The 26069-nt window shown below is 45.0% G+C and carries 24 protein-coding genes; 9 read left to right on the top strand and 15 right to left on the bottom strand.

Features of this window, described 5'->3' with window-relative positions; translation table 11 throughout:
- Positions 1-43 precede the first annotated feature (43 nt).
- From B0681_RS07670 to B0681_RS07680, 3 genes are read left to right on the top strand one after another with little or no spacing between them, the layout of a single operon-like run.
- Positions 44-1093 carry a restriction endonuclease gene (locus B0681_RS07670; protein ID WP_078318151.1) on the top strand — a complete coding sequence of 350 codons (1050 nt, stop codon included), beginning with the start codon at positions 44-46 and terminating at the stop codon, positions 1091-1093.
- The gene (locus B0681_RS07675; RefSeq protein ID WP_078318152.1) at positions 1093-2805 is read left to right on the top strand and encodes a hypothetical protein; all 1713 of its coding nucleotides are present in this window, start codon (positions 1093-1095) and stop codon (positions 2803-2805) included. Before B0681_RS07670 ends, B0681_RS07675 begins: the two co-directional genes overlap by 1 nt.
- The gene (locus B0681_RS07680) at positions 2798-3769 is read left to right on the top strand and encodes a hypothetical protein (RefSeq protein WP_078318153.1); all 972 of its coding nucleotides are present in this window, start codon (positions 2798-2800) and stop codon (positions 3767-3769) included. Before B0681_RS07675 ends, B0681_RS07680 begins: the two co-directional genes overlap by 8 nt.
- Positions 3770-3845: 76 nt before the next feature.
- Here the strand turns inward: B0681_RS07680 and B0681_RS07685 are convergent, their stop codons facing one another.
- Together B0681_RS07685 and B0681_RS07690 are read right to left on the bottom strand one after the other, a co-directional pair.
- Positions 3846-4748: a histone deacetylase family protein gene (locus tag B0681_RS07685; protein WP_078318154.1), complete on the bottom strand. Its 903-nt coding sequence runs from the start codon at positions 4746-4748 to the stop codon at positions 3846-3848.
- Positions 4749-4776: 28 nt separating this feature from the next.
- Positions 4777-5478, bottom strand: coding sequence for a type III secretion system chaperone family protein (locus B0681_RS07690; protein ID WP_143821229.1), 702 nt, complete (start codon positions 5476-5478; stop codon positions 4777-4779).
- A gap of 288 nt (positions 5479-5766) precedes the next feature.
- Between B0681_RS07690 and ccmA the strand changes: the two genes are divergently transcribed.
- The gene (gene ccmA / locus B0681_RS07695) at positions 5767-6345 is read left to right on the top strand and encodes a heme ABC exporter ATP-binding protein CcmA (protein ID WP_228143887.1); all 579 of its coding nucleotides are present in this window, start codon (positions 5767-5769) and stop codon (positions 6343-6345) included.
- Entirely contained in the window at positions 6342-7016 is a 675-nt protein-coding gene (locus B0681_RS07700) for a heme exporter protein CcmB (protein ID WP_078318156.1), read from the top strand. Before ccmA ends, B0681_RS07700 begins: the two co-directional genes overlap by 4 nt.
- Positions 7017-7102: 86 nt before the next feature.
- Here the strand turns inward: B0681_RS07700 and B0681_RS07705 are convergent, their stop codons facing one another.
- From B0681_RS07705 to B0681_RS07760, 12 genes are all read right to left on the bottom strand, one after another.
- Positions 7103-7966 (bottom strand): PhzF family phenazine biosynthesis protein, encoded by an 864-nt coding sequence (locus B0681_RS07705; protein ID WP_078318157.1) that lies wholly within the window; start codon positions 7964-7966, stop codon positions 7103-7105.
- A 33-nt stretch (positions 7967-7999) separates the two neighbouring features.
- Positions 8000-8860: a carbon-nitrogen hydrolase family protein gene (locus tag B0681_RS07710; protein ID WP_078318158.1), complete on the bottom strand. Its 861-nt coding sequence runs from the start codon at positions 8858-8860 to the stop codon at positions 8000-8002.
- Between the two features lie 149 nt (positions 8861-9009).
- Positions 9010-9210: a sulfur carrier protein ThiS gene (thiS, locus tag B0681_RS07715; protein ID WP_078318159.1), complete on the bottom strand. Its 201-nt coding sequence runs from the start codon at positions 9208-9210 to the stop codon at positions 9010-9012.
- Positions 9211-9259: 49 nt separating this feature from the next.
- Positions 9260-9628, bottom strand: a complete 369-nt coding sequence (locus B0681_RS07720) for a DUF423 domain-containing protein (RefSeq protein ID WP_078318180.1) — start codon at positions 9626-9628, stop codon at positions 9260-9262.
- A gap of 85 nt (positions 9629-9713) precedes the next feature.
- Entirely contained in the window at positions 9714-10571 is an 858-nt protein-coding gene (gene rpoH / locus B0681_RS07725) for an RNA polymerase sigma factor RpoH (protein WP_211271520.1), read from the bottom strand.
- A gap of 347 nt (positions 10572-10918) precedes the next feature.
- Complete coding sequence (locus B0681_RS07730; protein WP_078318181.1) at positions 10919-11299, bottom strand: sulfurtransferase TusA family protein; 381 nt, start codon at positions 11297-11299, stop codon at positions 10919-10921.
- Positions 11300-11411: 112 nt separating this feature from the next.
- Positions 11412-12395 carry a murein tripeptide/oligopeptide ABC transporter ATP binding protein OppF gene (gene oppF, locus B0681_RS07735; RefSeq protein WP_078318161.1) on the bottom strand — a complete coding sequence of 328 codons (984 nt, stop codon included), beginning with the start codon at positions 12393-12395 and terminating at the stop codon, positions 11412-11414.
- 3 nt (positions 12396-12398) lie between these two features.
- Positions 12399-13376: an oligopeptide ABC transporter ATP-binding protein OppD gene (oppD, locus tag B0681_RS07740; protein WP_078318162.1), complete on the bottom strand. Its 978-nt coding sequence runs from the start codon at positions 13374-13376 to the stop codon at positions 12399-12401.
- A gap of 65 nt (positions 13377-13441) precedes the next feature.
- The gene (gene oppC / locus B0681_RS07745; RefSeq protein WP_078318163.1) at positions 13442-14341 is read right to left on the bottom strand and encodes an oligopeptide ABC transporter permease OppC; all 900 of its coding nucleotides are present in this window, start codon (positions 14339-14341) and stop codon (positions 13442-13444) included.
- Positions 14342-14371: 30 nt separating this feature from the next.
- Entirely contained in the window at positions 14372-15292 is a 921-nt protein-coding gene (gene oppB / locus B0681_RS07750) for an oligopeptide ABC transporter permease OppB (protein WP_078318164.1), read from the bottom strand.
- A gap of 383 nt (positions 15293-15675) precedes the next feature.
- On the bottom strand, positions 15676-17292 hold the full coding sequence (locus tag B0681_RS07755; RefSeq protein WP_078318165.1) for an ABC transporter substrate-binding protein: 1617 nt from the start codon (positions 17290-17292) through the stop codon (positions 15676-15678).
- 125 nt (positions 17293-17417) lie between these two features.
- Positions 17418-19094: an ABC transporter substrate-binding protein gene (locus B0681_RS07760; protein WP_078318166.1), complete on the bottom strand. Its 1677-nt coding sequence runs from the start codon at positions 19092-19094 to the stop codon at positions 17418-17420.
- A 251-nt stretch (positions 19095-19345) separates the two neighbouring features.
- Here B0681_RS07760 and B0681_RS07765 point away from each other — a divergent pair, with 251 nt between their 5' ends.
- Complete coding sequence (locus B0681_RS07765) at positions 19346-20869, top strand: M48 family metalloprotease (protein ID WP_143821230.1); 1524 nt, start codon at positions 19346-19348, stop codon at positions 20867-20869.
- Positions 20870-20981: 112 nt separating this feature from the next.
- Here the strand turns inward: B0681_RS07765 and B0681_RS07770 are convergent, their stop codons facing one another.
- Positions 20982-21644, bottom strand: coding sequence for a YcxB family protein (locus B0681_RS07770; RefSeq protein ID WP_078318168.1), 663 nt, complete (start codon positions 21642-21644; stop codon positions 20982-20984).
- Positions 21645-21912: 268 nt separating this feature from the next.
- Between B0681_RS07770 and serS the strand changes: the two genes are divergently transcribed.
- The 3 genes from serS to B0681_RS07785 all read left to right on the top strand — a co-directional run.
- Positions 21913-23184, top strand: coding sequence for a serine--tRNA ligase (gene serS / locus B0681_RS07775; protein WP_078318169.1), 1272 nt, complete (start codon positions 21913-21915; stop codon positions 23182-23184).
- Between the two features lie 692 nt (positions 23185-23876).
- The gene (locus B0681_RS07780; RefSeq protein ID WP_078318170.1) at positions 23877-24812 is read left to right on the top strand and encodes an OmpA family protein; all 936 of its coding nucleotides are present in this window, start codon (positions 23877-23879) and stop codon (positions 24810-24812) included.
- 77 nt (positions 24813-24889) lie between these two features.
- Positions 24890-26069, top strand: a 1180-nt coding sequence (locus B0681_RS07785; protein WP_211271516.1) for an Ig-like domain-containing protein, incomplete at its 3' end; no start/stop codon positions are given.

Raw genomic sequence — 26069 nt, forward strand, 5'->3', positions numbered from 1 at the left:
ATTCTGCTCAATTATACCATTCATTTAAATATAGGAATTTAACATGACACAACCCATTCAAAGAATTATTTTTGGTAGTCCGGGAACTGGTAAAAGCCATTTGATTAAATCAGAAATCATTCCCTATGAATTAGGAATTGATGAAAAAGCAAACCCTGAAAATGTAATTAAAGCCGTATTTCACCCCGAATATACTTATGGGGATTTTATGGGGAAATTATTACCCATTACAAGGGCAGGAAAGGTAGAGTACAACTTTTATGAAGGTCATTTTTTAAAAGCCTTAGCACAAGCCTATAAAAATATGATCCTTGTTCACGATAAAAATGGACAAAAATTATCAGAACCAAATAATGTCGTATTGGTAATTGATGAAATTAACCGTGGTAATTCATCGGCAATTTTTGGCTCCGTATTTCAATTATTGGATAGAGATAATGATGGTTGGTCAAGTTATGACACAAGTATTAATGGTGTAGCTTTTCTAAGATTATTAGAACTAATAGGATTTGGTTTTGGTTATGATGGCAATGGCAATGTTGATGAATATAAATTAAAAGGCTTTGAAAACGCTAAAAAGCTAGAAACCTTTCAACCTAAATTGGCATATTTAAATTTTGATTTAGTTAATAAAACAATCAAAATCCCACCAAATCTCCATATTATTGCTACAATGAACACTTCGGATAATTCTATTTATCATATGGATACTGCCTTTAAACGCCGTTGGGAATGGCAATTTATTGATGTTAATTCTGATTTGGTTAAAACAGATGGTATTGCCTTTAAATCTGAAAGTGAATGGATTGATTTTATTGAAAAATTAAATCAATTTATCAAATCCAATCATAGCTATATTCGTGGTATTGAAGATAAACAAATTGGTAGATATTTCATTAAAGCTAATTCTCAAAATCAAATTGAATATTCCATCATTCAAAGTAAATTAATGTTTTTTATTTGGGACAGTGTCTTTAATCGAGACAAAAAACCTTTGTATGAACTTTTGGATATGGATAAAGATGAATTAGTTACTTTCGGTGATTTTGCCATAAAGGTCAAGGAATTTGTTAAAGCCATACAGGAAAGATAATGTTTAATTTTAATGAGTTAGCCATTGTTCAACCAAATGAGCCAGATTGTTATCGTGGTTCATTTGTTGGCATTCGCAAAGATAAATATTTGGGCAAAATGGCTTTTACTTTACCTAAAGGGTTTGAAAATTTTAAAGTTAATTATGATAATGTCAAAAATTTGTTTTTTGCAATGTATCGTACTTTTGAAAAATTCCGTCAAAACAAAGAACGGTATTTGGATAAAGATGAACAAAATAAAGATAATGCCCAAATTGAAAATAATAATGGGGCATATATTTTTACCGATGAAGACAATAACGAAACTGTTTTGTATAGCAAAATTGATTTGATTGATAAAATTTTCCAAACTTATCAAGAGTTGGAAATTGAATCTTTAATTCAAGAATTAGGCTTGGTTGAAGAGGTGGATTATTCCAAAATTGAAAATTATTTGGATAAGGGAATTTTTCTAAGTAATCACGCCATTTTTATTGAAAATATGGTTGGCTATCGTAATATTGTGCGTGGCGTGCCGTCCGAATTGATTGAATTATTTTGCTATATCTATAAAGAATTAGCAAGTGAGCTAGAGAAAGAATTATCTGAACAAATCAAAGAAATTTCCTTTAATTTTTCTTATAAATACCTAAGCCCAGAACAAAGTTTATTTTCTCAACATTCTTTTGAATCAACAATCAGCATTCTAAAAGATTGTTTGGATAATATTCACAAAACGACTGCTTATAAAAATTACCAATATTGGGACATCTATGAGGCGGTAGAGCATTTTTTGTATGGTAGTCTAATTTTTGATGAAGATAGCCAGCAGGGATTTTGGGGAATTAATAATTTTAGCTATATTTGGGAAGAGATGTGCAACTATATGATGATTGCTAAACAAAAAGAATATAAGATCATATATTGTGATAGCGAATTGCCTCTAAATCAGTACAAACCAAATTTAACCAAAGATTATGTATGGATAGACAAAGGCGCTCTACCCAACAATCCTTTTTATATCGATTTCAACGGATTTAAGCGTTGGGTCAGACCTGATATTATCGTAAAGTCAATTTCTAATAATAAATTTGAAGAAAATCCATTAAATGTAGTAATCGCTAGGAAGATTTTATCAATAAAAGAAGCGCCTGTTAAATCGCCTATTTCTTTTGGTCTAAATCGAGTAAATGTAGATATTTCTTTAAATAAAGATATGCAAAAATTAAATAGCTCAATTAATGTTGAGGTTTCGGATGTGATATTTAGGGCATTCGCAGAAAAATTTTATAACCTTTATCGTGCAAAAGGTGTTATTCAGAGTTCGCTAAAGGGCTATCAATATGTACCAAATGGCAAATACGCATTTAGCTTAAGAAATATCCCAAAGGATTCTTATGATGAGGTTTATAAAGAAATTTTGGGCATATGGAAAGGAGATCAGCAACAAGAAATTGTATATATTATTGACTGGAAGTATTATTCTCATAACATTCTTGAAAATCAAAACTATAGAAGTAATAACAGGGTAAATGCAAGCATTATTAAGTCCTTAGCGTACGAATTTTGCTTATCTAAAGTCGTGGATAAGCCCACTTTCAATCAATTTTGTGTACCTTATTATGATAATAATACGCACAATGTTGTAGCCAGCATTAGTCATTTGGACTGCAATATTGATTTGGTAAAAATGAATTTCAATATAATTCAAGAGATTTATTTAAATGGCTGAGAATTTTCAAAGTGAATTTGTATTCGGTTTGCAGGGAAGGTGCTATCAGGACTTTGTCGACACCGTCGCCAGTCACATCATTGAGCAAATTATCAAAACTGATGACTATGAAATCATTGGCTTTGATAAACATTTGTCATTTGTGGATTTTGATCACAAGCATAGAAAGCAGAGTGTTTTTCCTGAATTTTACCTTAACTTCTTGGCAGATATTACAAAAGATGCCAATGGTGTATCTTTTAAGAAAAAAGTTTGTATTACGCTAGATGAAAGATTGTGTAATGATATTTGCCCAAGTACAGGTAGAAAAATTACAGCCATTAAATTAGCTGGTGTTGATTTAGCGTATTTTATTTATTTTGATGTAAAAGAATTTTTTGATTTTGCGTACAGTCGAAAAAATAATAATAAATGCCATCAGTTGAAAGAAAGTAGCTTGCCACAAAATAAAAATCAAGATGTACAAGGCGTTGTTCAAACAAAGTTGACTATGACAGTTGATAGTTGCAGCGAATATACGGATGATCCAATTGTAGAAAAAATTGGTTATATTCATAACCATCATTATGGATTTGCTTATATAAGAACATCAGTCGATAGAAAAGATGTTTTTAGAATTCCGCATGACATATTTCCCGAAATAAAAGAACTGCCTGTGGGAACGGTAATTAAATCACGTTGTAAAATTAATGAGAATGATCAAGTTTATCATATTGAATCATTCGAAGAATGTTCTAGCAAGGAATTGGGCATTTCGTTTGAACAATTTGAGGGTAAGCTGGAGCGTGGATTTGGTAAAAATTTTGCTTTTATTAAAGATAATAATGCCAGTATTTATGTTCCATCAAGCTGGGCAAAATATTTTAATGAGGGACAAACATATAATGTGCAATGTTTGGCAGTAGAGTCTTATAATAACAATGGTGACTTAGGTTGGGAGGCATTGGATATTATAGTTTTTTAAAAAAAATAATCAATTTAATATACCAATATCAATCCTAGTTTGTCCTATCTCAGGAATTTATAGTAAGAATAACGGGTTAGTTAAATAAGTACGCAGCCACCCCAAACACCACACTATGCCCCTGTACAATCACATCAATATCAGGGGCATAGCCACCACCCATTGTGACTACGGTTGGTAGCTTGTGGTTGTGGAGCGTTTCGATGACAAATTGTTCTCTTTGGATAAGTCCGTCCATAGACAGGTTAATTCGTCCAAGCCTGTCATCAGCCAGTACATCTACCCCCGCTTGATAAAAGACAAAATCAGGACAAAACTCATCCAGCACCCTTGGTAGATGATTGGCTAATAATGCTAAATATTCATCATCACCTGTACCATCAGCCAGAGCGATGTCTAGGTCGGATTTTGGCTTGTGATAGGGATAATTTTTCTCGCCATGCATACTAAAGACAAAGACATCAGGATTATCCGCCATGATGGCTGCATTACCATTGCCTTGATGGACATCTAGGTCTAGGATTAGGATGCGCTTGGCAAGTCCATCTCTCAGTAGGACATTGCTCGCCACACAGACATCATTGAGGATACAAAATCCTTCTCCGCTATCGGCAAAGGCATGGTGTGTGCCGCCAGAGGTGGATAGAGCAAAGCCGTCTGTCAGCGCATAGTTGGCGCAGGCGATGGTTGCACCGACGATATAGCGTTCACGGTCGATGAGTGCTTGGCTCATGGGCAGGCCGATTTTACGGCATTCTTTGGCAGGTAGTGTCAGTGTGTCTAGGGTGTGCCAATAGTCAGGCGTGTGTGTGGTCAAAATCTCATCTATTGTTGCCATCGGTGGCTCAAAAAACTGACTGGGTGTCGCGATGCCATCAGTAATCAGTTTGAGGGGTAGTTGCTCATACTTTGCCATTGGGAAGCGATGACCTTCGGGCACAGCATGACAAAAGATGGGCGAATGGGCGATTTTAAACATGGGTGAGAGTTTTATAATTTAGAATAACTTATTGATACTGCTGTGTCGGCTCAAAGAATGACCCAGATGGCGACTTATCCTGCTCATCATCAGGACTGTGATGCAGATTGAGATAATCAAGCACAATCGGGCTAGGCTCTTGTTCGCTCATCACATCCCGATACAGTTTTTGGGCAAGTTCGGTGAGGCTGGCAACACCTTGTAAATAACAGTCGAGCGTATGATCATTGATGGTGGTAAATTCTGCATCAAAGCTTGCTTTGGCGCGCACTTCACCATCGGTGGGGTCTAGCTCAAGATTGCCAAACGGAATGCCAAGATTTGCCATCGCAAGTGACATCATCATCGGTGCATAGTGGGTCACTGGCACAACATCGGTTAATACGCCAAACACCGAGACCAGATGCGTGCGTTCATTAATCCGAAACACGCAGGTCCAATCTTCATCACCATCCCCAAAAGGCACAATCAGATGATGCACCTGAGCGACGCCACTTGGCATCATACCATAGGCATCTGATGGACGGTGCTCGTACTGCCAGTCGTGTGAGTCCAGCCAGTGGGCGATCGCAGATGTGATGGGCAGATGTTCAAGCGTGTCTCGGCTTGGCTTGACATTCGCCATTGGGCTGCCCGTATCAGTCAGTGTAGGCTCGCTGATTGGTTTGGCTGTATCGTCCTGTGGTGTATCTATATTAAGCAGCTGTTTTAGTTTTTTTAATAATTTCATCGTCATCATCATACTGTGTTTTGGATGCTTAGCATACCAAAATTTACGCCAAAGTGCCAATCAAACCGCCATCCACATCTTATTCATGAGTGGATTTGCCAAAATTTTTGCAAAAACTGTGCTGATGATGTGGATTTTTCGGTTTTTATGGTGGTTTTTTGGTATGATAGCAGGATAAATTTTGTGGTGATTTTCATGACTATTGCGACTTTATCATCAGCGACTTTATCATCGTCAAATCAAGCCCATCCCAATCCGCAAAACTTAAGCGAACCGATATTATCCTTGATGCAAGTAGATGTGCAGCGAGGAGATTTTTTGCTGTGCCAAGGGGTGGATGTGCAGCTTTTTGCAGGGGATATTTGCCATCTGATCGGCGAAAATGGTTTGGGTAAGACGACCTTGATGTCACAGATTGCAGGCTTATTGCCGATGATGACGGGATCTGCGACCATCAATGGCGCGTGCGTGTATGTGTCGCATCAGCTGGGGATTAGTCCTGCCTTGACCGTGGGACAAAATCTGCGGTTTTTGTTATCGCTCTATGGTGTAGAGGCGGATGATAAGGTGCTTGAAGACGCACTTGAGCAAGTGGGCTTGCAGGGCTTGGCGGATGTCTCAAGCGTACAGCTATCAGCAGGGCAGATGCGTCGTGTGGGCTTGGCTCGGCTGTTTGTGCTGGATGCGTCGGATGCACCGTTTTGGCTACTTGATGAGCCATTGACAGCACTGGATGTGGCGATGGTTGCACGGCTTGAGGCTCGTATCGGGCAGTTTGCTCGTGATGGCGGTGCGGTGCTGATGACCAGCCATCAGGCGACGCGCGCAACCAACTGCACTTTGGATTTGGCGGAGTTTGCCCTATGATGAACCAAGCGTTTATGACCATGCTACAGCGTGAATGGCAAATCAAACGCCAAGGGGCGGTGCAGTGGCTATTTCCTTTGGTGCTGTTTTTGCTCATCATTACTTTGTTTCCGCTTGCCATCGGCAGTGAGCCAAATTTGCTACTTCGCCTTGCACCATCGGCGGTGTGGATTGCTGCGTTGATTGCGCTTGTGATTGGGGTGGATGATTTGTTCCGTGGTGAGTTTGATAATGGCACGCTTGTGCAGATGGTCGTCGCCAAAGCACCGCTGACGCTGTGGGTACTGGCTCGGCTGATGGTGCATTGGCTGTTTAGTGCAGGTGTGGTGGCGTTGTTATCCCTGCTTGTGATTGTGCTATTTGGTATGGCGACTGGTGATGCACTTGTGCTTGCTTTATCCATCATCGTCGGCTCACCGCTATTACTTGCGTTGTCGGCGATTGCTAGTAGCTTGACTTTGACACTCAAAAATGGCGCTATCTTAGTGCCACTGATTGCACTACCGATGCAGCTGCCGGTGCTGATTTTTGCCACCGGTGCGGTGGATTTGCACGCCACAGGGCTTAACGGTTTGCCGACACTGGCACTGATGGCAGCAGGCAGTATCATTGCTATCTTGGTGACACCGTGGGTGGTGGCAAGCGTGCTTAAGATGGCATGGTCGGATTGATGGCTGAATTTGGTAGGTGAAGTGCCATATAATTAGTGGTGATTGACTTAGCAAAAGACTTGCTCATTTATCAATCCATGCAGCTTTTACACCCAAAACTCACCTTTGGCCACTTGCACCACACGCCCACCGACAAAAATCGTCTGCTCGCCATCGACGTTGAGCGTTAGGCGGTTGGGTCGCCCCATGTCATCACCTTGATGGATGATTTTGGCGATAGGGTATTGATTTTGAAAAATAAAATATGTGCCCAAATTGGCACACGCTGAGCCTGTACCACTATCTTCGACCATCATCCGATTTTGTTCAAAGAACATCCGAGAATGGATGATGTCACCATCATCGAACCAATAATACACCGACGGCTCATCGGTGGTCTTAAATGGATTATCCGCATTCAATTCACGCAAGCTTGTCATGTCAAGTTGCAGATTTTGTAGTGCTTGACGATTGGTTAATTCAATCAAAAACTGCTGTGTACCACTATTGATAAAATAACCACAATCGGCAATATCATCTGCATGAATGCCGCTGGCCCTAGCGATAGCGTCTTTTGAAGCACTACTTTGCTTGACATGATGGCCTTTGATTTTTATTTCAACACGGTCATCTTGACTAAAGACTTCAACAGGTTTTGCCAAGGTATTTAAGACAAAATGATTTGGTAAATCAGTCAGTTGTCTTAGAATAAACGCACTGCCAAGTGTCGGATGACCTGCCAGTGGCAATTCATAATTGGGCGTAAAAATGCGTAAATCGGCCACTGCTGACACACCATGCTGATCTGATGGTGGGAAAATAAACACCGTCTCGGATAGATTGAACTGCTTGGCGATGGCTTGCATTTGCTCGTCATCAAGCCCATCGGCATGGGCAAAGACTGCCAAAGGGTTGCCGCCAAAATGACTTTCGGCAAAGACATTGACCAGATAAAATGGATAAGCTTTCATGAACAAACTTCAATCATTAAAGGCTGATTGCCATCACGCACCCAAGCGATGACAGTCAAAAATCGGCATCGCTTGGCGGATTTTGGCTTGCTTGTCAGGGTCAAATTTGCCATACACCACAGTATAGCCATCAGTGCCGATGTCGGTTGTGTCACTATCTGCCACGACTTTGCCACTGGCATCCACCATCATTGAATGCCCCCAAGTCTCGCGGGTGCTAGAGCCGATTTGATGACTGCCACCTTGGGCTGAGCCAATGATCATACACTGCGAATCCAAGGCACGAGCCTGTAGCAGTAGTTGCCAATGTGCCTTACCCGTCTGATAGGTAAATGCCGCAGGGACGGTGATGATGTCTGCACCCATTTGGCGAAGTCGCTGAGACAGAGCAGGGAATCTGACATCAAAGCAGATCATCATACCAATACCGACATGAATACCATCGATCACGCAGTCGGCGACGATGAGTCTGTCACCAGCTTCAAAGGTCTTGCCTTCATCATAACTGCCCGTGGCGTCATCGACGGTCGCACGAAACAGATGAATCTTGTCATAGCGTGCCTTGATGGTGCCTGTATCATCGATAAGTAGGCTGACCTGTCGCACCTTATCATGGGCGATGGCTGTGCCATTAGGTCTGGTGGGACAGGGCAGTGTACCTGCTAGAATGTGTACGCCATGAGTTTTTGCAAGTGATTGATAAAATTCGCAAATTTCATCAAATCTATCAGTAAGCTGGCTTTGCCGACCCATGACGCAGGCATTCTCAGGCAGTACGATGAGTCGAGCACCCTGAGTGGTGGCATCGGTGATGGCAGTGCTGATGATGTGTAAATTGGCATCAATATCCGTTTGGCTGTTGAGCTGAATGCTTGCGATGGTGATGGTGGTCATGGATCGTCCTTGTGGATGATAGAATATGAAAAATACCTTGCAAAACCGCCGATGATATGCGATAGTACAAGCATACCCAGTGATTGTCATTTTTACTAACAGGCTATGATGATCATTGGGTATTTTTTATGGCTATTTTATCACCTTAATCAGCCACCGCCCACCGCTTGCACGACTTCGATGCTCATACCGTCAAAGAGCTCGGTATTTGCTAGGCGAGATTTTGGCACTAATCCCCCATCAATCTCAACAGCAAATCGCCCTTGGGTTAACCCCTGATCTGTCAATAGTTCAAGCACTGTGCTTGCACTCGTTTCAACCGCTTGTCCATTTAACATTAACTGTGTCATAAAAATATCCGTTTTGTTATCAGGTGAATTGATAAGAAACTATCGTTAATTAATTTTTAACAGTTTTGCGAGCAAAGGCAATCAATAGCCAAGCGATGATAAACATCGTACCACCAATCGGTGTGATCGCACCTAGCCACTTGGGTGCGCCCAATGCCATCGCATACAGACTGCCGCTAAAAATCAGAATCCCGCCTTGCATGAGGTATGCTGAGCGATCAGCACGGTATTGGCTGGCTGTGTGCAATACACCAATGGCAAGCAATCCCAAGGCGTGCACAAATAAATATAGGGTAGCAGTCTGCCAAATGTCGATGGCATAGCTGTCGGCAATTTTTTTGAGTCCATGTGCGCCAAATGCACCCAGTCCTACGCCAATCGCCAAATTGATTGCTGCGACTTTTAGCCAGTTCATCATCATATCATCTGTGATTATCCACTCATGGCTTGGCTATTTTGTCATAGCTTGCCATAGCTTGTCATCAGTGGATGGTGGTTATTATTTAGTCATTCTCCAAAATCATGCGATCAAGCGTAATGGCTTCTTTGATTTTATCCATCGCATTTTTTTCGATTTGGCGAACGCGTTCGGCGGAGATATTGTACACAGCCGCCAGCTCATGCAAGGTGGATTTTTGGTCGGCAAGCCATCTTTGGGTGATGATGTCTCGTGAACGATCATCTAGGCTATCCATTGCATCTTTTAGGGCGTTGGTGGTGTTTTCTTCCCAGTCCGCTTCTTCGACCATATCAGCAGGGTCGGCAGCATCTTCCAAGAATAGCTGCGGTGCGTAGCGACCATCTTCATCATCCGAATCTTGTGCTTCAAAAGAGGCATCGTAGCTGGTTAGCCGTGATTCCATCTCAAGCACTTGTTTGACGGTGACATTCAGATCATTGGCGATGGCTTCAGCTTCTTCGAGTGTCAGCTGATTGCTGGATTTTTTAAGACTTCTTAAATTAAAAAACAGCTTGCGATGCGCTTTGGTCGTGGCGACTTTGACGATACGCCAGTTTTTGATGACAAATTCGTGAATCTCTGCTTTGATCCAATGCACTGCAAAGCTGACCAGTCGCACGCCTTTATTGGGGTCAAATCGCTTGACGGCTTTCATCAGGCCAAGGTTGCCCTCTTGGATGAGATCGGCTTGAGATAGCCCATAGCCTGAGTAACTGCGTGCGATATGAATCACAAAGCGTAGATGGCTCATCACCAGCAGGCGCGCCGCTTCGACATCACCATCATTATAGTAACGCTTAGCAAGCTCTTGTTCTTGTTCGGGGGTAAGAATCGGAATCTGATGCACAGTATTGATATAAGCACCGAGATTGACACCAGGTGCAGTAAGGTGTGTCGGCATCGTGGGGACTAAGTCACGCGTCGGTACTTCATGATCTGATTTGTCGTGATCGATGATGGTGCGTGGCGAGGTCGGTGCAGCTTTGAAATCTTCGTCAAACTCGTCCAACTCTTCGATCTCATCAGGATCAAAGGCTTCAAAGCCGTCTAGCTCATCAATCAGCACATCTTCCATGTCATAGCTGTCATCATCGTTTGAAAACTCATCGTAGTCATCATAGTGACCATCGTAATCATCGGGTGTGCGTTTTGGTGCCATATCATCCACTTATCATTATAAAATCTTGATCTTATTGTACGGCAAATTGTTGATTGTGGCTAGTGCCATCAAGCGAAATCTACCAAATTTTACGCTTGATAAAATTTATAGAAATGTTTTGGTTGGGATTGGTTCGATGAAGACTTGAAGATCAAGAAATGATATAGCATGGCATCGTCTTGACCACTTTGCCATGCATGGACGCTATGGCCATTTTTTTGGCAAAACGCCACCAAATCATGCTGAGAATTTTTGTCCGTGGCGATCAGATACAGTGCATGACCATCAGCAACTAAACGCAGCGTCAGCTTGGCTTTGAGTAGTGGCATCGGGCAGGGTAGATGGCGTGCATCAAAAAAATGACTCACCGTCGCCATATCCAGACCATGTGTGGCAACAGCTTGTGTAAGTGCTTGCTCAAGTAGCGACTGTTCGGCGGTATCGACGCTGTCAAATAGGGTGTGTGGCATGAATAAAATCACCAAATTACCAACAAAATTGCACAAGATATGGGGTTGATGACAGTTTTTTGCAAGTAAAAAAATCCGCCCATTTCTGAGCGGATTTGGATGATTTGGATAATCACACCTGTGCATGCAAGCACGCCACCTGATGAGACTCATTGCCGGCTAGGCTTGGCTTGGTTTGAGCGCAAGCGTCGGTGGCTTTTGGGCAGCGAGTGCGAAACACACAGCCTGATGGTGGATTGATCGGGCTTGGTAGATCGCCTTCAAGCAGTTGTACTGATTTGCTCCGTTCAAGATCTGGATCAGGCAAAGGTACAGCCGACATCAGTGCTTGAGTGTATGGATGAGTTGGCTTGTCATAGACCGCTGCATCCGTGCCGACTTCGACAGCATTACCCAGATACATCACCAGTACACGATCTGAGATGTGCTTGACGACAGATAGGTCATGAGCGATGAAAATCAGCGCCAAGCCCATCTCTTCTTGGACTTCTTGAAGTAGGTTGATTACCTGTGCTTGAATCGAGACATCCAGTGCCGACACTGGCTCATCACAGATGATCAGCTTTGGGCGTAGGATCAAAGCGCGAGCGATGCCGATACGCTGACACTGACCGCCTGAGAACTCATGCGGATAGCGGTTGATGACATTGGGCAATAGACCGACCTTTTTCATGATCTCACGCACGCGCTTGCCGATTTCTTCTTTGCCAAGCTCAGGGTGGTAAGTGCGTAGCGGCTCTGCGATGATGTCGCCGACGGTCATACGTGGGTTTAGGGATGCCAATGGATCTTGGAAAATCATCTGAATTTCTTGGCGTTTTTTCTTCCAGCCTTTTTCAGATAAACCAACAAGCTCTTCACCATCAAATAGGATGCTGCCTGATTTGGCTTTGACCAAGCCGATGATGGTGCGAGCCAATGTTGATTTGCCACAGCCTGACTCACCAACGACACCCAAGGTTTCACCAGCTTTTAGATCAAATGACACGCCGTTGACGGCTTTGAGTGTTGCAGGTTTTTGCCAAAAGAACGCACCTTTTTGATGGATATCAAAATGCGTTTGTACATCGCGAACTTGTAATAGTGGGGTACTCATGCATTATTCTCCTACAGGTAGATTTGGGTGCTTCCAGTGGCAGGCACGCTGACGCTCATTTGGCAAAAATTGTAGCTCAGGCGGTGTGCTGTGGCAGATATCCATGGCGTATTGGCAACGCTCAACAAATGGACAGCCGACTGGTAGGTTCAGTAGGTTTGGCGGATTGCCTGGAATGGTGGTGAGTCGCTCATTGTCATTATCTAAGCGTGGCACGGCACCAAGCAGACCGATGGTGTATGGATGAGTTGGATTATAAAAAATCTCTTCGGTCTTACCATACGCCATCGTACGACCAGCATACATCACAAGGATACGATCACAAGTCCCTGCGACGACACCTAGGTCATGGGTAATCATGATGATGGTGGTGTCAAAGTCACGCTTAAGATCGTTCAGCAGTGCCATGATCTGTGCTTGTACGGTGACATCCAGCGCGGTGGTTGGTTCATCGGCAATCAGTAGCTTGGGGCGACATAGCAGTGCCATGGCGATCATCACACGCTGACGCATACCGCCCGAAAACTCGTGCGGATACATACCGATACGCTTGCGAGCTTCGGGGATCTTGACCGCATCAAGCATACGGATAGACTCTTCCCACGCTTCAGCCTTACTCATGCCTTTATGCAATACCAAGACTTCAGACAGCTGATCGCCCACTTTCATAAATGGGTTTAGACTGGTCATCGGATCTTGGAAGATGATGGCGATTTCGTTGGCGCGGATTTTGTTGAGCTCATGCTCTGGTAGTCCGACCAGCTCTTTATCACGGAATTTGATTGAGCCTTCGGTGCGACCATTTTTGGCAAGCAAGCCTAGAATCGAAAAGGCGGTTTGGGATTTGCCTGAGCCTGATTCGCCGACGATGCCGAGCGTTTCACCTTGATTGAGTTTGAAATTAAGTCCATTGACGGCAGTGACCAAGCCATCTTCGGTGGCAAATTTGACTTTTAGGTCTGATACTTCTAATAAAGCCATGTAATTCTCCTAAGGTATGGCGAACCATACCTTGTTAATATCCTTAAATCTGTGTCATCGTTTTCTTAGCGGTCTTTTGGATCCAGTGCATCACGCAGGCCATCGCCTAAGAAGTTGAAACAAAACAGGGTGATGGTCAAGAAAATCGACGGTATAAGCAGCTGCCATGGCGATACCTGCATGGTTTGTGCGCCTTCTTGAAGTAGTGCGCCCCAGCTGGTCATCGGCTCTTGGACACCCAGACCTAGAAAGCTTAGGAATGATTCGAACATAATCATATTCGGGACAAGTAGTGATGCATAGACCACAACCACACCCAAGACATTCGGTACGATATGGCGAGTCACGATTTTCCAGCCAGAGACACCGCCGACGTGTGCCGCTTCGATAAATTCTTTGTTTTTTAGGCTAAGCGTTTGACCACGCACAATACGCGCGATATCCAGCCATGACACTAGGCCAATGGCGACAAAGATAAAGATGATGTTACGGCCAAATAAAGTCACCAGCAAAATCACGAAGAACATGAATGGGAATGCGTTTAATACTTCAACAAAACGCATCATCAGCATATCAACTTTGCCGCCCAGATAACCTGAAATCGCCCCGTAGATGGTACCGAATAATACCGCGACAAAAGCACCGGCGATACCGACCATCAATGAGATACGACCACCGACAGCGGTACGCACGAGCAGGTCACGGCCTAGGTTATCTGTACCAAAATAATGCTTGGTCTCCATCGATGGTGCTGATGCCATATTCGCCCAGTCGGTATCGGCATAGCCAAATGGTGCAAACATCGGTACAAATGTCACAAATAACGCAATGAGTAATAATACCAAGCCACTGACCAAGGCGGCTTTGTTGCGTGAAAAGCGGCGCCAAGCATCTTGCCACAGGCTACGACCTTTGATTTCTTTGGCTTGGGTCGCGGTTGGTGTGGTCGTTGCAATGTTAGACATAAACAATCCTTATAAAAATATCGCAATCACTTAGTATTTGATTTTTGGGTCGATGATGGCGTACAAAATGTCCACGATGGCATTAAATACAATGGTCAATACGCCAACCAAAATGGTCAAAGACAGTACCAAACTATAATCACGGTTCAATGCACCATTGACAAATAGCTGACCAATCCCTGGTAAGCCAAAGATGGTTTCGATGATGATAGAGCCTGTAATGATGCCGACAAATGCAGGGCCAAGATACGAGATGACAGGTAGTGATGCAGGGCGCAGGGCGTGCTTGATGACGATGTGTCTAAGTGGCAGACCTTTGGCGCGAGCCGTACGGATAAACTGTGAGTTCATCGTCTCAATCATTGAGCCACGAGTGATACGCGCGATACTGGCGATATAACTCAATGACAGTGCTGTCACAGGCAGCACAAGGTTCATAAATGCACCATCATTCCAGCCGCCAGCAGGGAACCATTTTAGGATCACCGCAAAAATCAAGACCATCAAAGGTGCTTTGACAAAGCTTGGAATTGCCACGCCTGCCATCGCTAAGGTCATCAAACCATAGTCAAAAACACTGTTTTGTTTCAAAGCTGCGATGATGCCCATCGTCACTCCGATGACCACAGCGATGATAAAGGCATAAACGCCAAGCTCAATCGATACAGGCAGCGCATCGGCCAGCAGTCCATTGATGGTGTGATCTTTGTATTTAAAAGATGGACCAAAATCCCCTTGCAATAACTGCTTAAGATAGTTCAAGTATTGTAGCCAAAGCGGGTCATTCAGATTATATTTGGCTTCGATGTTGGCAAGGACAGCTGGCGGCAAGTTGCGCTCACCAGTAAAAGGACTGCCTGGTGCCAGCCGCATCATAAAAAACGAGATGGTGATGAGAAAAAGTAGCGTCGGAATCGCTTCTAAGGTGCGTCTGATAATGAGTTTTAACATGAAAAAACCTCTGTTTTGCCGTTGGGCAAATTCTCCTACAGATATCCATCACCTGTGGGCTGCCACATGGGAGCTTTTCCTTGTGATGGTGGCGCTAGCTTGCCCACACAGTAAGCTGTGTACAAGACAAGTGGCACAAATGTTACAAATAACAAAATTTGTATAAACAAATGAATGTTAATTCTAAAAAAGACAAATGTTTCGCTATTATATCAAAAGTTTGCAAAATGATTATGTTTTATTTGAGATATTTTGCGATGGTATTATCATAAAAATTGTATAAAATTGGCGAAAAATGCCTGATATTGCAAAATTTGAGGATTTGTATGCCGATCATGTATAAAAAAACAGCCTGCACGATCGCAGGCTGCTTTGATAAATCATCACGGGTTGATGACCCAATTTTTGGCTTGCCATTGATCCAATGGATCGGTATTGGCATAGTTGCCGACGCGTGGCTTGACCAAACGCACATTGGCATAGTAAAAGATGTTGATTTGGCTGTGGTCTTGATCCATGATGCGTTCGGCTTGTTCGTACAGCTTGATGCGATCGGCATCGCTTAAGCCTGCCGCCAGCGTCTGTGCCATCACTTGATCAAATTCAGCTGACTTGTAGCGCGTCCAGTTGTTGGTGTTGTTCGACTTACGCAGATTTAGGAAAGTTGATGCTTCGTTGTAGTCGCCACACCAGCGAGCGCGCGCCATCTGATAGTTGCCATTGCGGCGGCTGTCCAGATATGATTTCCATTCTTGATTGGTGAGATTGACATTGACAAAGCCAAGCGACTGTTTCCATAGACTGCTGGCGGCCACGGCGATTTTCTTGTGGCTCTCATTGGTGTCATAAAGCAGATCAAAATTCAGCGGATTTGACTCACTGTAGCCAGCTTCAGCCAGTAGCTGTTTGGCGGTTTCGATGCGGCGAGCCGTATCCCATGCTTGCCACTGTGGCGTGTATTTTAGATTGCCTTTGATGGCCGTTGGGGTGAATTGATAGGCTACCACTTGACCTTGACCCATCACCTTATCGGCGATCTGCTCACGATCGAGTGCCAATGCCAGAGCTTGGCGGACTTTTGGATCATTGAACGGTGGTTTTTCGTGGTTGAGATCATAATAATAAGTACATAGCGTCGGCGCGGTTTTTAGCTCATCGCCATGGTCTTTTTTGAGCTGTTCAAACTGCTCAGGTGGCAGCTCACTGGCAGTAATGTCAATCTCACCGGCTTGATAGCGTAGTACATCGGTGGTGGCTTGTGGGATTGGCAGCACCGTTAGGCTCTCAAGCGTGACTTTATCAGCATCGTAGTAGCTTGGGTTCTTTTCTAGGACGATTTTTTCGTTGATGACCCATTGGCTTGGCTTATAGGCGCCATTGACGACGATATTGGCAGGGTCAGTCCATTTCTCGCCAAATTGCTCAACCGTCGCACGATGTACAGGCTGCACCGATGAATGGATCATCATATCCACAAAATACGGTACTGGCTCAGACAGGGTAATCTCAAGTGTCTTGTCATCGATTGCCTTGATGCCAAGTTCTTCAGGCTTGACCTTGCCATCGATGACGGCTTGGGCATTGACAAGCTTAGCGTCTTCTAGGTAGCTGGCGTAGTATGAACCTGTGGCAGGATCGACCAGACGGCGAAAGCTATACACAAAGTCATCGGCTGTCACAGGATCGCCATTTGACCAGTTGGCATCACGCAGCTTAAATGTCCAGACTTTATTATCGCTCGTCGTCCATTCGGTAGCGATGCCTGGGATTAGATTACCATCATTGTCCGTACTGACTAGACCTTCGGAGAATTGGCGGATGATATTGGCTTCTTGGACGCCTTGAGCCAGATGCGGATCCAGTGTTTCAGGCTCACTGGCATTATTGATGGTGATGCCGGTGGGGTTGGCGGCGACTGTGGTTGTGCTTTGGTCGGTTGAGCAAGCGCTCAAGGCAAAGATGAGGCTAAGAGCCAGCGCGGTGGGCTTAAAAAATTGCATATTCGATTCCTTGTGATTCATAATAAGATAAAGCTTGGCATCAAAGCAAAAGGGTATGGGCTTTTGCCTTGATAAAAAATCATCACCCGCTGCACGAAATCTCAATAGCGCGGGTGATGATCGGATCAGTGCTTGTTAATTTTTAGGTTTTTGACATGCCACTGACCCAACGGATCGACCACAGAAAACCCTGAGACATAAGGCTGAATCAGACGCGGTGAGGTGTATTGATACACAAAGATGGTGGCAGAGTCTTTATCCAATACCGCTTCGGCCTGTGTATACAGATCGGCACGCGCCTCTGGGGTGATATCAGCGCCGAGGCTGGCGTTCATCAGACGGTCGAACTCTGGGCTGTTGTATTTGCCGTTGTTATTCGAGTTGTCTGATTTTAGGGTATTTAAGAAAGTGGATGCTTCATTATAATCGGCACACCAGCCGCCGCGCGCCATCTCATGTCTTTGGTTGCGACGCGTTTCCAGATAAGTCTTCCATTCTTGGTTATTGAGCGTCACATCCACAAAGCCCAGCGACTCTTTCCAGAACGATGCGGCCGCGACTGCCAAGGTCTTGTGCTGCTCATTGGTGTTGTACAGTAGCTCAAACTTCAGCGGATTTGACGCGCTATAGCCTGCTTCGGTTAAGAGCTTTTTGGCTTCTTCGATGCGGCGGGCTTTGTCCCATGACTTCCATTCAGGTGTGTAATTGTTGATGCCTTGGGTGGCCTCTGGGGTGTATTGATAGGCGACCTTTTGGCCTTGTTTTAAGATGCCATCGACGATGATGTCGCGATCAAGTGTCAATGACAATGCCTTGCGCACACGCACATCATTAAATGGTGCTTTGGTGTGGTTAAATTCATAATAATAAGTACAAAGTCTTGGCGGCTCGATGACTTGGCTGCCCAGCTCTTTTTTGAGCTGCGCCGACTGCTCAGATGGCACATCATAAGTGATGTCAATCTCACCTGCCTTATAGCGTTGCACATCGGTCGTGGCTGATGGGACGGCCAGTAGGGTGACTTTATTGATCGTGGTATTGGCATCGTCATAGTATTGTGGGTTGCGCTCAAGGATGATACGCTCATTGACCTGCCAGTTTGATAGCTTATATGGGCCATTGACGACGATATTGGCAGGGTCTGTCCATCTGTCGCCATGGGTTTCGACGGCTTTTTGGTTTACTGGCTTGACTGAGGTATGAATCAGCATGTCAGGGAAATAAGGCACAGGCTCAGATAAGGTGATCTCAAGCGTCTTATCATCGATGGCGCGTACGCCCAGCTCTTCAGGTTTGACCTTGCCATCGACGACGGCTTGGGCATTGACCACTTTGGCATCCGCCAAATAAGTGGCATAGGGCGATGCGGTCGCAGGATCCCCCAGACGGCGCAGTGAAAACACGAAATCCTGTGCAGTAACCGGCTCACCATTTGACCAGTTGGCATCACGCAGCTTAAATGTCCAGACTTTATTATCCGCAGTCTCCCAGCTTTCGGCCATGCCTGGGATGGTCTTGCCATCGGCATCGGTGCTGGTTAGACCCACGAACATTTGGCGTAGGATATTCGACTCAGGGACGCCTGAGACTTTGTGCAAGTCCAGTGACTCAGGCTCGGCGCCGTTATTGATGGTGATTTCTTGGGTATCGGCAAGCTCAGTATTACTGGTGTCGGCTGTAGCCGTTTGGGTGGTTGGGTTTTGAGTGTTTGTATTTTGGGGATTGTCACCGCCACAAGCAACCAATAAAGTGCCAAAGCCAAGCGTGGCTGCTAAACGAGCTGGTGTTAATAAATTTTTCATAAATTATCCTTAATTAATGAACAAAGATCATCTGACCGCACCAACCAGCAGCATGAGTCTCCACGACTGTTGATGGCATCGATCCAAACTGATAAAAATCATTGAAAATCGGCAGCATCCTGCTTGATTGTTGCTAAAAGCATCATAATGACACTGCATATTGACAAATCGTAACGATGATGTCAAGTGAAATTAACATAAATCAGGTATCATAAATCACTTTTTGATGAAAATTTGATGAGCCGACGACTTTGAAAAACACAGCCAAACATTCGATGCATGCAGTCAGCTTGGCCTGCTTGGGGATCATCGCCTCTGTACATGCTCACGCTGATGACGCCCATGCTGCGCAAGCCAATGACGGCACAAGCAGTGCTTTTTATCACTTCTCACAGGCGCCGAGTGCGACAGGCTTTTATGAGACGCACAGAAACACACAGATCGCTGCTTGGTCGCTGCGCCAGATTCATCAAAGTCTGCCTTTGATTGATGATCCTTGGGTGGTGCAGGTGATAAGCCAGATGGCCGCTCAAATGAATGCTAGTGTGCGTACCACGCCACTGTATGCGCTGCCTGTGATTTTGGATCATAACATCAATGCCTTTGCCGTGCCAGGTGGGCTGATCGGCATCCATACTGGCACCATCTTATCAGCAGAGGGGATGGATGAGGTGGCAAGCGTATTGGCGCATGAGATCGCTCACATCAGTCAGCGACATTATGAGCATCGCATGGAGAATAATAAGCGACTGCGTGCACTACAGCTTGGCGGCTTGCTTGCGACCATTGCAGCATCGGCGGCAGGGGGTGGTGATGCTGCCGTGGCGATGATGGCAGGCGCGCAGACAGCCAGCGCCGAATCGGCTGCCAGCCACAGCCGTGAGCATGAGCGTGAGGCGGATCGAGTAGGGATGCAGATTTTGGCGCAATCAGGCTATGATGCGCATGCGATGCCACGGTTTTTTGGTAAATTGCAGCGCCAGATCAACATCAACCAAGCCAAAAATGCCTTTATGCCCAGCTTTATGCAGTCGCATCCCTTCACTGCCGAACGCATGAGCGAGGCTGCTGCCCGTGCGCGTAGTCATCCCAGACCGACCCAAGCCGCTCTACAATCGCAGGCGACGCTGTTTGATCAGCTGTATTGGCGTGTCAAATACTTAAGCAAACAGACCAGCGAAACCGAGCTAGTCGCCAATGCCAAGCACAGTGAGGGCGCGCGATTGGCGCTGATGATGCACTTGGCAGATCGTGGACGCGACACAGAGGCGATGCGTGTGATGACCCAAATACAAAGCGACCGCCACGACCCTGCTGTGTGTTTGACCGCTGCACACATCCATACCAAAGCCAAACGCTATCAAGAGGCGCAGCGCATATTATCCAGTTGTCAGGCGATCTATCCTGAGCGGCGCGATCTGCGTTTGGCATTGGCGCAGGCTTATGGCCATCTACAAGAGCCAACGCGTGCATTAGCATTGATCACCGAGCATACCAAAGATGGCTCACACGATCTGATGGCTTGGCAGATTGCTTATCAGGCTTATGAACAGATGGCGCAGCAGGCAGATGATCAGCGCGCCAAAGACATCGCCACCATATACGCGCTTCGCAGTCGCAGCCAGATCGAGCTGTGGCGCGGCCAATATACAGGCGCATTGCAGTCGCTGGCTCAGGCAGAGCAATTGGCCAAATCCCACGAAGCGACAAGTCTGATCGCCATGCTCCAAAAGGATCAAACCAGCATCCAAAGCGCGCAGAGTTTTAAGCCTTAAGCTGATTGTCCATGATAAGCAAGATCTACGCCGACATTGATTATTGACAACATCATCGACAAAAAATCAGCAGCCGATTGACTGCTGATGATAAACTGCTGATTAGCTTGAGTTATTTGGTCGAGGGATGCTCTACCATGGATTCAAGTCCCTGCGGCTTAATCTCGCTTAGGTGTTTTTTGATGGTGGCAATTGGCAGACCTTGAGAGTCTAGGCGTTTTGGAATGATTTGGCTGCCTTTTTGACCTTTTATTTCAAACATCATAAACAAAAACTCATCGGTCTCATCCCAGCTACTCACCGCCGACCAAGGAATGCTCGCTGACTGAGTGGCACCGGTGCGCATCTGCATACCGCGCATCTGAGGTGACTGTAGCATATCGCGAGGCGCAGGCATCGCCATCACCAAACCGTGTGACTGCACGCCCAGTTGCAGCGTCTGCATCTGCTCGGGCATCTCGGTACTGGCGACTTGTTTTTCGTATTCGCGGCGCATGTACCATTTCATGCCCAAGGTGCGTGCCAAAAGATACACCACCACCAGCACAAGCATCACCCAAAAAATGATGGTCGAATAACCGCTGACAAAGACGAGGCCAGCGATCGCCGCTGCTACCACCAATGCCATCACAATCCACTCGGTCGGCTTGATGGACTTTAGGGTAAAGGTGTTGGCGCTTTTTTCAAATAGTGATAACTGTGCTGCGCGAAACTCTGCCTCGCTCATGTTTAATGCTACAGGCTTTAGCGTATATGGATAAAGGGCTTTGGTCATCGTAATCCTTCCAAATTGTCAATCTGACTATATTACCCATTTTTCCCCAAAAAATAAACCAAAACTTAAAATTTGCAAAAATTTTTGGGCAAATTGGCATGAAATGATGAAATTGGCTGAAATTTTGGGGAAAATTTGCTATCATTGGCAAGTATTTATGTGTCATACATAAATTTTTAAACTTAGTAAAAACAGTATAAACTTTACAAAAACATTTTGGGCTGCTAGCTTTGTCAATCACCCAAAATGCTTTGATAGGATTTTTGATATGCTAGACCCAAAATTTTTGCGTGGTAATTTAGACGAACTTAAGGCAAAATTGGCAACTCGTGGCTATGAGCTCGACATCGCTTTTTGGCAGTCAGTGGAAGAGCAGCGAAAATCCATTCAAGTAAAAACCGAAGAGCTGCAAGCCCAAAAGAACGCAGGTGCCAAAAAAGTCGGTGAGCTCAAGCGTAACGGAGAAGATGCCACTGAGCTGATGAATCAGATGCAAGCAGTCTCTGAAGCGATGAAAACCGCCGAAAACGAACTGCGTGATCTACAAGCAACCATCACCAATGCAAGCCTACAAATCCCAAACATCCCTGCCGATGGCGTGCCTGTGGGCAATGATGAAAATGACAATGTCGAAGTGCGTCGCTGGGGCGTGCCAAGAGCCTTTGATTTTGAGATCAAAGATCATACCGATGTCGCCGAACAGCTTGGTATGCTGGATTTTGAGATGGCCGCCAAATTGACAGGTGCTCGCTTTAGCGTGCTAAAAGGAGCGGTCGCTCGCCTAAATCGTGCATTGATTCAGTTTATGCTAGATACACACACTACAAAGTATGGCTACACTGAGATGTATGTGCCGTACATGGTCAATGCCGACAGCTTACAAGGCACAGGTCAGCTACCGAAGTTTGAAGAAGATTTATTCAAACTGCGTGGCGACAAAGAATATTATCTAATCCCGACATCAGAAGTGCCATTGACCAACAGCGTGCGTGACACCATCTTATCACCAAGCGATTTGCCGATTAAGCTGACCGCACATACACCATGTTTTCGCTCTGAAGCAGGCTCGGCAGGCCGTGATACCCGTGGTCTGATCCGTCAGCATCAATTCGAAAAAGTCGAGATGGTACAAATCGTCAAAGCGGATACATCGATGCAAGCACTTGAGGACATGACTGCTCAAGCTGAATACATCCTGCAATCGCTTGAGCTGCCGTACCGTGTGGTACAGTTATGTACAGGCGATATGGGCTTTAGTGCGGTCAAGACCTATGATATCGAAGTGTGGCTACCGTCGCAGGATACCTACCGTGAAATCTCAAGCTGCTCAAACTGTGGTGATTTTCAGGCACGCCGTATGGCAGCGCGCCTAAAAGACGGTAAACAAACTGAGCTGGTGCATACGCTAAATGGCTCAGGCTTGGCGGTCGGTCGCACGCTGCTTGCCATTCTTGAAAATCATCAAAACGCCGATGGCTCAGTGACTATCCCTGCTGTGCTACAGCCGTATATGGGTGGTGCGACAGTGATCAGCGCCTAATCCTTAGGCTGATGAGATCAGACCGCCTTCGGGCGGTTTTTTGTGCTTTGTAGATTTAGGCAGGCTTAGAGAAAGCCGCAAAAAAATCAGTTATATTTTCATAGAATGTTCATAAAAAAGACGACTCAATCCATCAATAAATTATCAATTTATGCTAATGTTAATACATACCATTGAGATGTATTTTTATATGAGTTTTGTAAACACAATCCAAAAAATTGATTAAAAAATAAACAATATTGATAATTTTTCATTGATATTCAATGACTTATATTATGTAATTATTTGTAATCATAATATTACTATACATTTTAACAGGGAGGGGGTAATGTAGTATAATACACAAAGCAAGAAATTTGACAAATTGCTGTATTTAGCTTGGCTTTAGCAGCATTATGATGATAGATAATGAAGAAAATTTAATCAATTTTTTATCATCATATCTATCGTATTCTTGTCGTAGGCTTTATCAGTGAGTTATCATAGGCATAAAGCGCGTCAATAATTATTGCTGCTCTCATCCATATCCTAGGTATGGGTGGGTTTTGGCTCAACTAAGAAAAGTTAAGCTGGCGGCAGTGTTTGTCAACTTGCCTTGTGGTGAATGTTAGAGCTATTCTGATATTTTTTATTAAGTCTGGGTGTTTGCACGATGGAATGATGAGTGCCACCCTTTGGTTCTAAGGTACTTTATGTTATCTATAAAACAACTCTCGCTAGCAACAGCGATCGCTGCAACCACCTTTGCAGCCTCTGCGGCAGCAGCCACCGCCCCAGTAAACGGCGTTACATGGACCAAGTCTGCTGAGGGTAATCTGAATAACCTTCAGCTGACTGATCGTACTGCTGCTGTTGTTTTTATCCGTCCTACTGCCAATAATGTTGCGGTCGCTGATTCTAGCACCAACATCGGCCTAGACGGTCGTTTCTTGACCAGCCTACAAGACGGCCACTACTCAGCCAGCATCGTCTGCGCGGGTGATGTCAAGCTAAGCGCTGTACCAACTGCTGCCAAGATCAACGATCTACAAGCAGGCGCTGCGACCATCAACCTAAAAGCAGGTGAGACTCAGTACTTCCTAGTTGGCACTGAACAAGACTACACCCCAGTACTACGCCAAGTGACTGCTGAAGAAGCAGCACAAGCACTGCAAGCAGCCCCAACTTTCAAACAAAACCATCAAATCAGCCGTGTGCAAGCAGCCAACTGCCCAGCACCAGCGCCGGTACCAGCACCTGTGGTGACTGCACCTGCATCTGAGTACTATGTTGAGACGCGTCCAAATGTCCGTCTAAACATCCTATTTGACTTCGACAAGAGTAACATCAAATCTCAATATCGTGGCGAAGTGACCAAAGCTGCTGATTTCTTGAAGCAATACCCAGACGCTAATGCTGTGGTGGAAGGTCATACTGACTCAAAAGGGTCTGATGCTTACAACCAAGCACTGTCAGAGCGTCGTGCTGCTGCTGTGCGTCAAGCACTAATCACAGACCATGGCATCAATCCAAGCCGTATCAGCGCCCAAGGCTTTGGTGAGTCTCGTCCAGTGGCTACCAATGACACCGCTGAAGGCCGCGCCCAAAACCGCCGCGTAATGGTCGTTATTCCAAGTGAAGCACAATAATCTGACTTAAGATTAGCGATTCATACAAATCTGTAGAATCAAGACGAATTAATACTAATTGATATAAAAGAGTATTTATGAAAAATATCATCGTAAAAATCAACGACGCTGTACAAACCGTACAAGAAGTTGCTGTCGTCACCAATGATGGTCAACCAACCGTCATCAAAGGTGTAAAAAATGTCAACTATCAACTGATCGACCAAGCTACCGGCCGTGGTCCTGATCACATCGTGACCAAGCGCGTTGGTAAAGACCTACACATCTCACTAGAAGATGCTGGTAAAGAAACTGACCTAATCATCGAAGGCTTCTATGAAGACGACCGCAATGCCCTAATCGGTCAAGCCGAAGACGGTCAATACTACTACTACATCCCAGACACCGGTGAAGTCGCTGATTATGTCACCCAACTACAAGCAGGTGATGTCGAAGGTCAAGCCCTAGGTGGCAGCCCATACGCGACCCCATGGTGGATCGGCGCAACTGACACAGGCTTTGGCTACCTACCATGGATCCTAGGCCTAATTGGCGTAGGCGCACTAGCAGCTGCATTGGCGAATGACGATGATGATAATAATTCATCTGCGACGCCTGCAAAAACTGCAACTCCTACCATTGACTCTATCACCAATGGTGATCTAAATGGTGACGGCGTTGAAGGTTCTGTGATCTCTGGTAAGGCTGAACCAAACGCAACCATCACCATTAAAGACAAGGATGGCAATGTCATTGGTACTGGCAAGGCGGATGCTGATGGTAACTATGCAATTGAAGTACCAAAATTAAATGACGGTGATAAGGTGACTGTTGTAGCTGAAGCTCCGGGTAAAACAGCATCAGATCCAGTGACTGCAACTGTGGATAACTCAGAACAACAACCACCTAAAATTGATTCTAAAGACAATGGTGATGTCGTAGTAACACCAGCAGATGATGCTACAGAAATGACCATCACTTATGTTGATGAAAATGGTACCACTCAAACTGTAACCTTCACTAAAGAAGATACAGATGGTGACGGCGAGCCAGATACCTGGGTTGATAACAATCCAAATGACAATGTCAAGATCACCAATCCTGAAACAGGTGAAGTGACCATTCCTGCTGACGATATCAAAGGCGGTACTGATGTTACTGCAGAGAATAAAGACTCTTCTGGCAACACGGCAAAAGACACCAAGCCTTCTATTGATACAGATGCGCCTGTACCTAGCATCGAAGCTAAAGACAATGGCGATGTCGTAGTAACACCAG

Origin of the sequence: Moraxella porci DSM 25326 (genome assembly GCF_002014855.1) — a bacterium.
In the GTDB taxonomy this organism is placed as follows: domain Bacteria; phylum Pseudomonadota; class Gammaproteobacteria; order Pseudomonadales; family Moraxellaceae; genus Moraxella; species Moraxella porci.

Coding starts and splice junctions, on each gene's coding strand:
- B0681_RS07670 (WP_078318151.1), top strand. CDS start 44: ATGACACAACCCATTCAAAGAATTATTTTTGGTAGTCCGGGAACTGGT.
- B0681_RS07675 (WP_078318152.1), top strand. CDS start 1,093: ATGTTTAATTTTAATGAGTTAGCCATTGTTCAACCAAATGAGCCAGAT.
- B0681_RS07680 (WP_078318153.1), top strand. CDS start 2,798: ATGGCTGAGAATTTTCAAAGTGAATTTGTATTCGGTTTGCAGGGAAGG.
- B0681_RS07685 (WP_078318154.1), bottom strand. CDS start 4,748: ATGTTTAAAATCGCCCATTCGCCCATCTTTTGTCATGCTGTGCCCGAA.
- B0681_RS07690 (WP_143821229.1), bottom strand. CDS start 5,478: ATGAAATTATTAAAAAAACTAAAACAGCTGCTTAATATAGATACACCA.
- ccmA (WP_228143887.1), top strand. CDS start 5,767: ATGCAAGTAGATGTGCAGCGAGGAGATTTTTTGCTGTGCCAAGGGGTG.
- B0681_RS07700 (WP_078318156.1), top strand. CDS start 6,342: ATGATGAACCAAGCGTTTATGACCATGCTACAGCGTGAATGGCAAATC.
- B0681_RS07705 (WP_078318157.1), bottom strand. CDS start 7,966: ATGAAAGCTTATCCATTTTATCTGGTCAATGTCTTTGCCGAAAGTCAT.
- B0681_RS07710 (WP_078318158.1), bottom strand. CDS start 8,860: ATGACCACCATCACCATCGCAAGCATTCAGCTCAACAGCCAAACGGAT.
- thiS (WP_078318159.1), bottom strand. CDS start 9,210: ATGACACAGTTAATGTTAAATGGACAAGCGGTTGAAACGAGTGCAAGC.
- B0681_RS07720 (WP_078318180.1), bottom strand. CDS start 9,628: ATGATGAACTGGCTAAAAGTCGCAGCAATCAATTTGGCGATTGGCGTA.
- rpoH (WP_211271520.1), bottom strand. CDS start 10,571: ATGCCGACACACCTTACTGCACCTGGTGTCAATCTCGGTGCTTATATC.
- B0681_RS07730 (WP_078318181.1), bottom strand. CDS start 11,299: ATGCCACACACCCTATTTGACAGCGTCGATACCGCCGAACAGTCGCTA.
- oppF (WP_078318161.1), bottom strand. CDS start 12,395: ATGAGTACCCCACTATTACAAGTTCGCGATGTACAAACGCATTTTGAT.
- oppD (WP_078318162.1), bottom strand. CDS start 13,376: ATGGCTTTATTAGAAGTATCAGACCTAAAAGTCAAATTTGCCACCGAA.
- oppC (WP_078318163.1), bottom strand. CDS start 14,341: ATGTCTAACATTGCAACGACCACACCAACCGCGACCCAAGCCAAAGAA.
- oppB (WP_078318164.1), bottom strand. CDS start 15,292: ATGTTAAAACTCATTATCAGACGCACCTTAGAAGCGATTCCGACGCTA.
- B0681_RS07755 (WP_078318165.1), bottom strand. CDS start 17,292: ATGCAATTTTTTAAGCCCACCGCGCTGGCTCTTAGCCTCATCTTTGCC.
- B0681_RS07760 (WP_078318166.1), bottom strand. CDS start 19,094: ATGAAAAATTTATTAACACCAGCTCGTTTAGCAGCCACGCTTGGCTTT.
- B0681_RS07770 (WP_078318168.1), bottom strand. CDS start 21,644: ATGACCAAAGCCCTTTATCCATATACGCTAAAGCCTGTAGCATTAAAC.
- serS (WP_078318169.1), top strand. CDS start 21,913: ATGCTAGACCCAAAATTTTTGCGTGGTAATTTAGACGAACTTAAGGCA.
- B0681_RS07780 (WP_078318170.1), top strand. CDS start 23,877: ATGTTATCTATAAAACAACTCTCGCTAGCAACAGCGATCGCTGCAACC.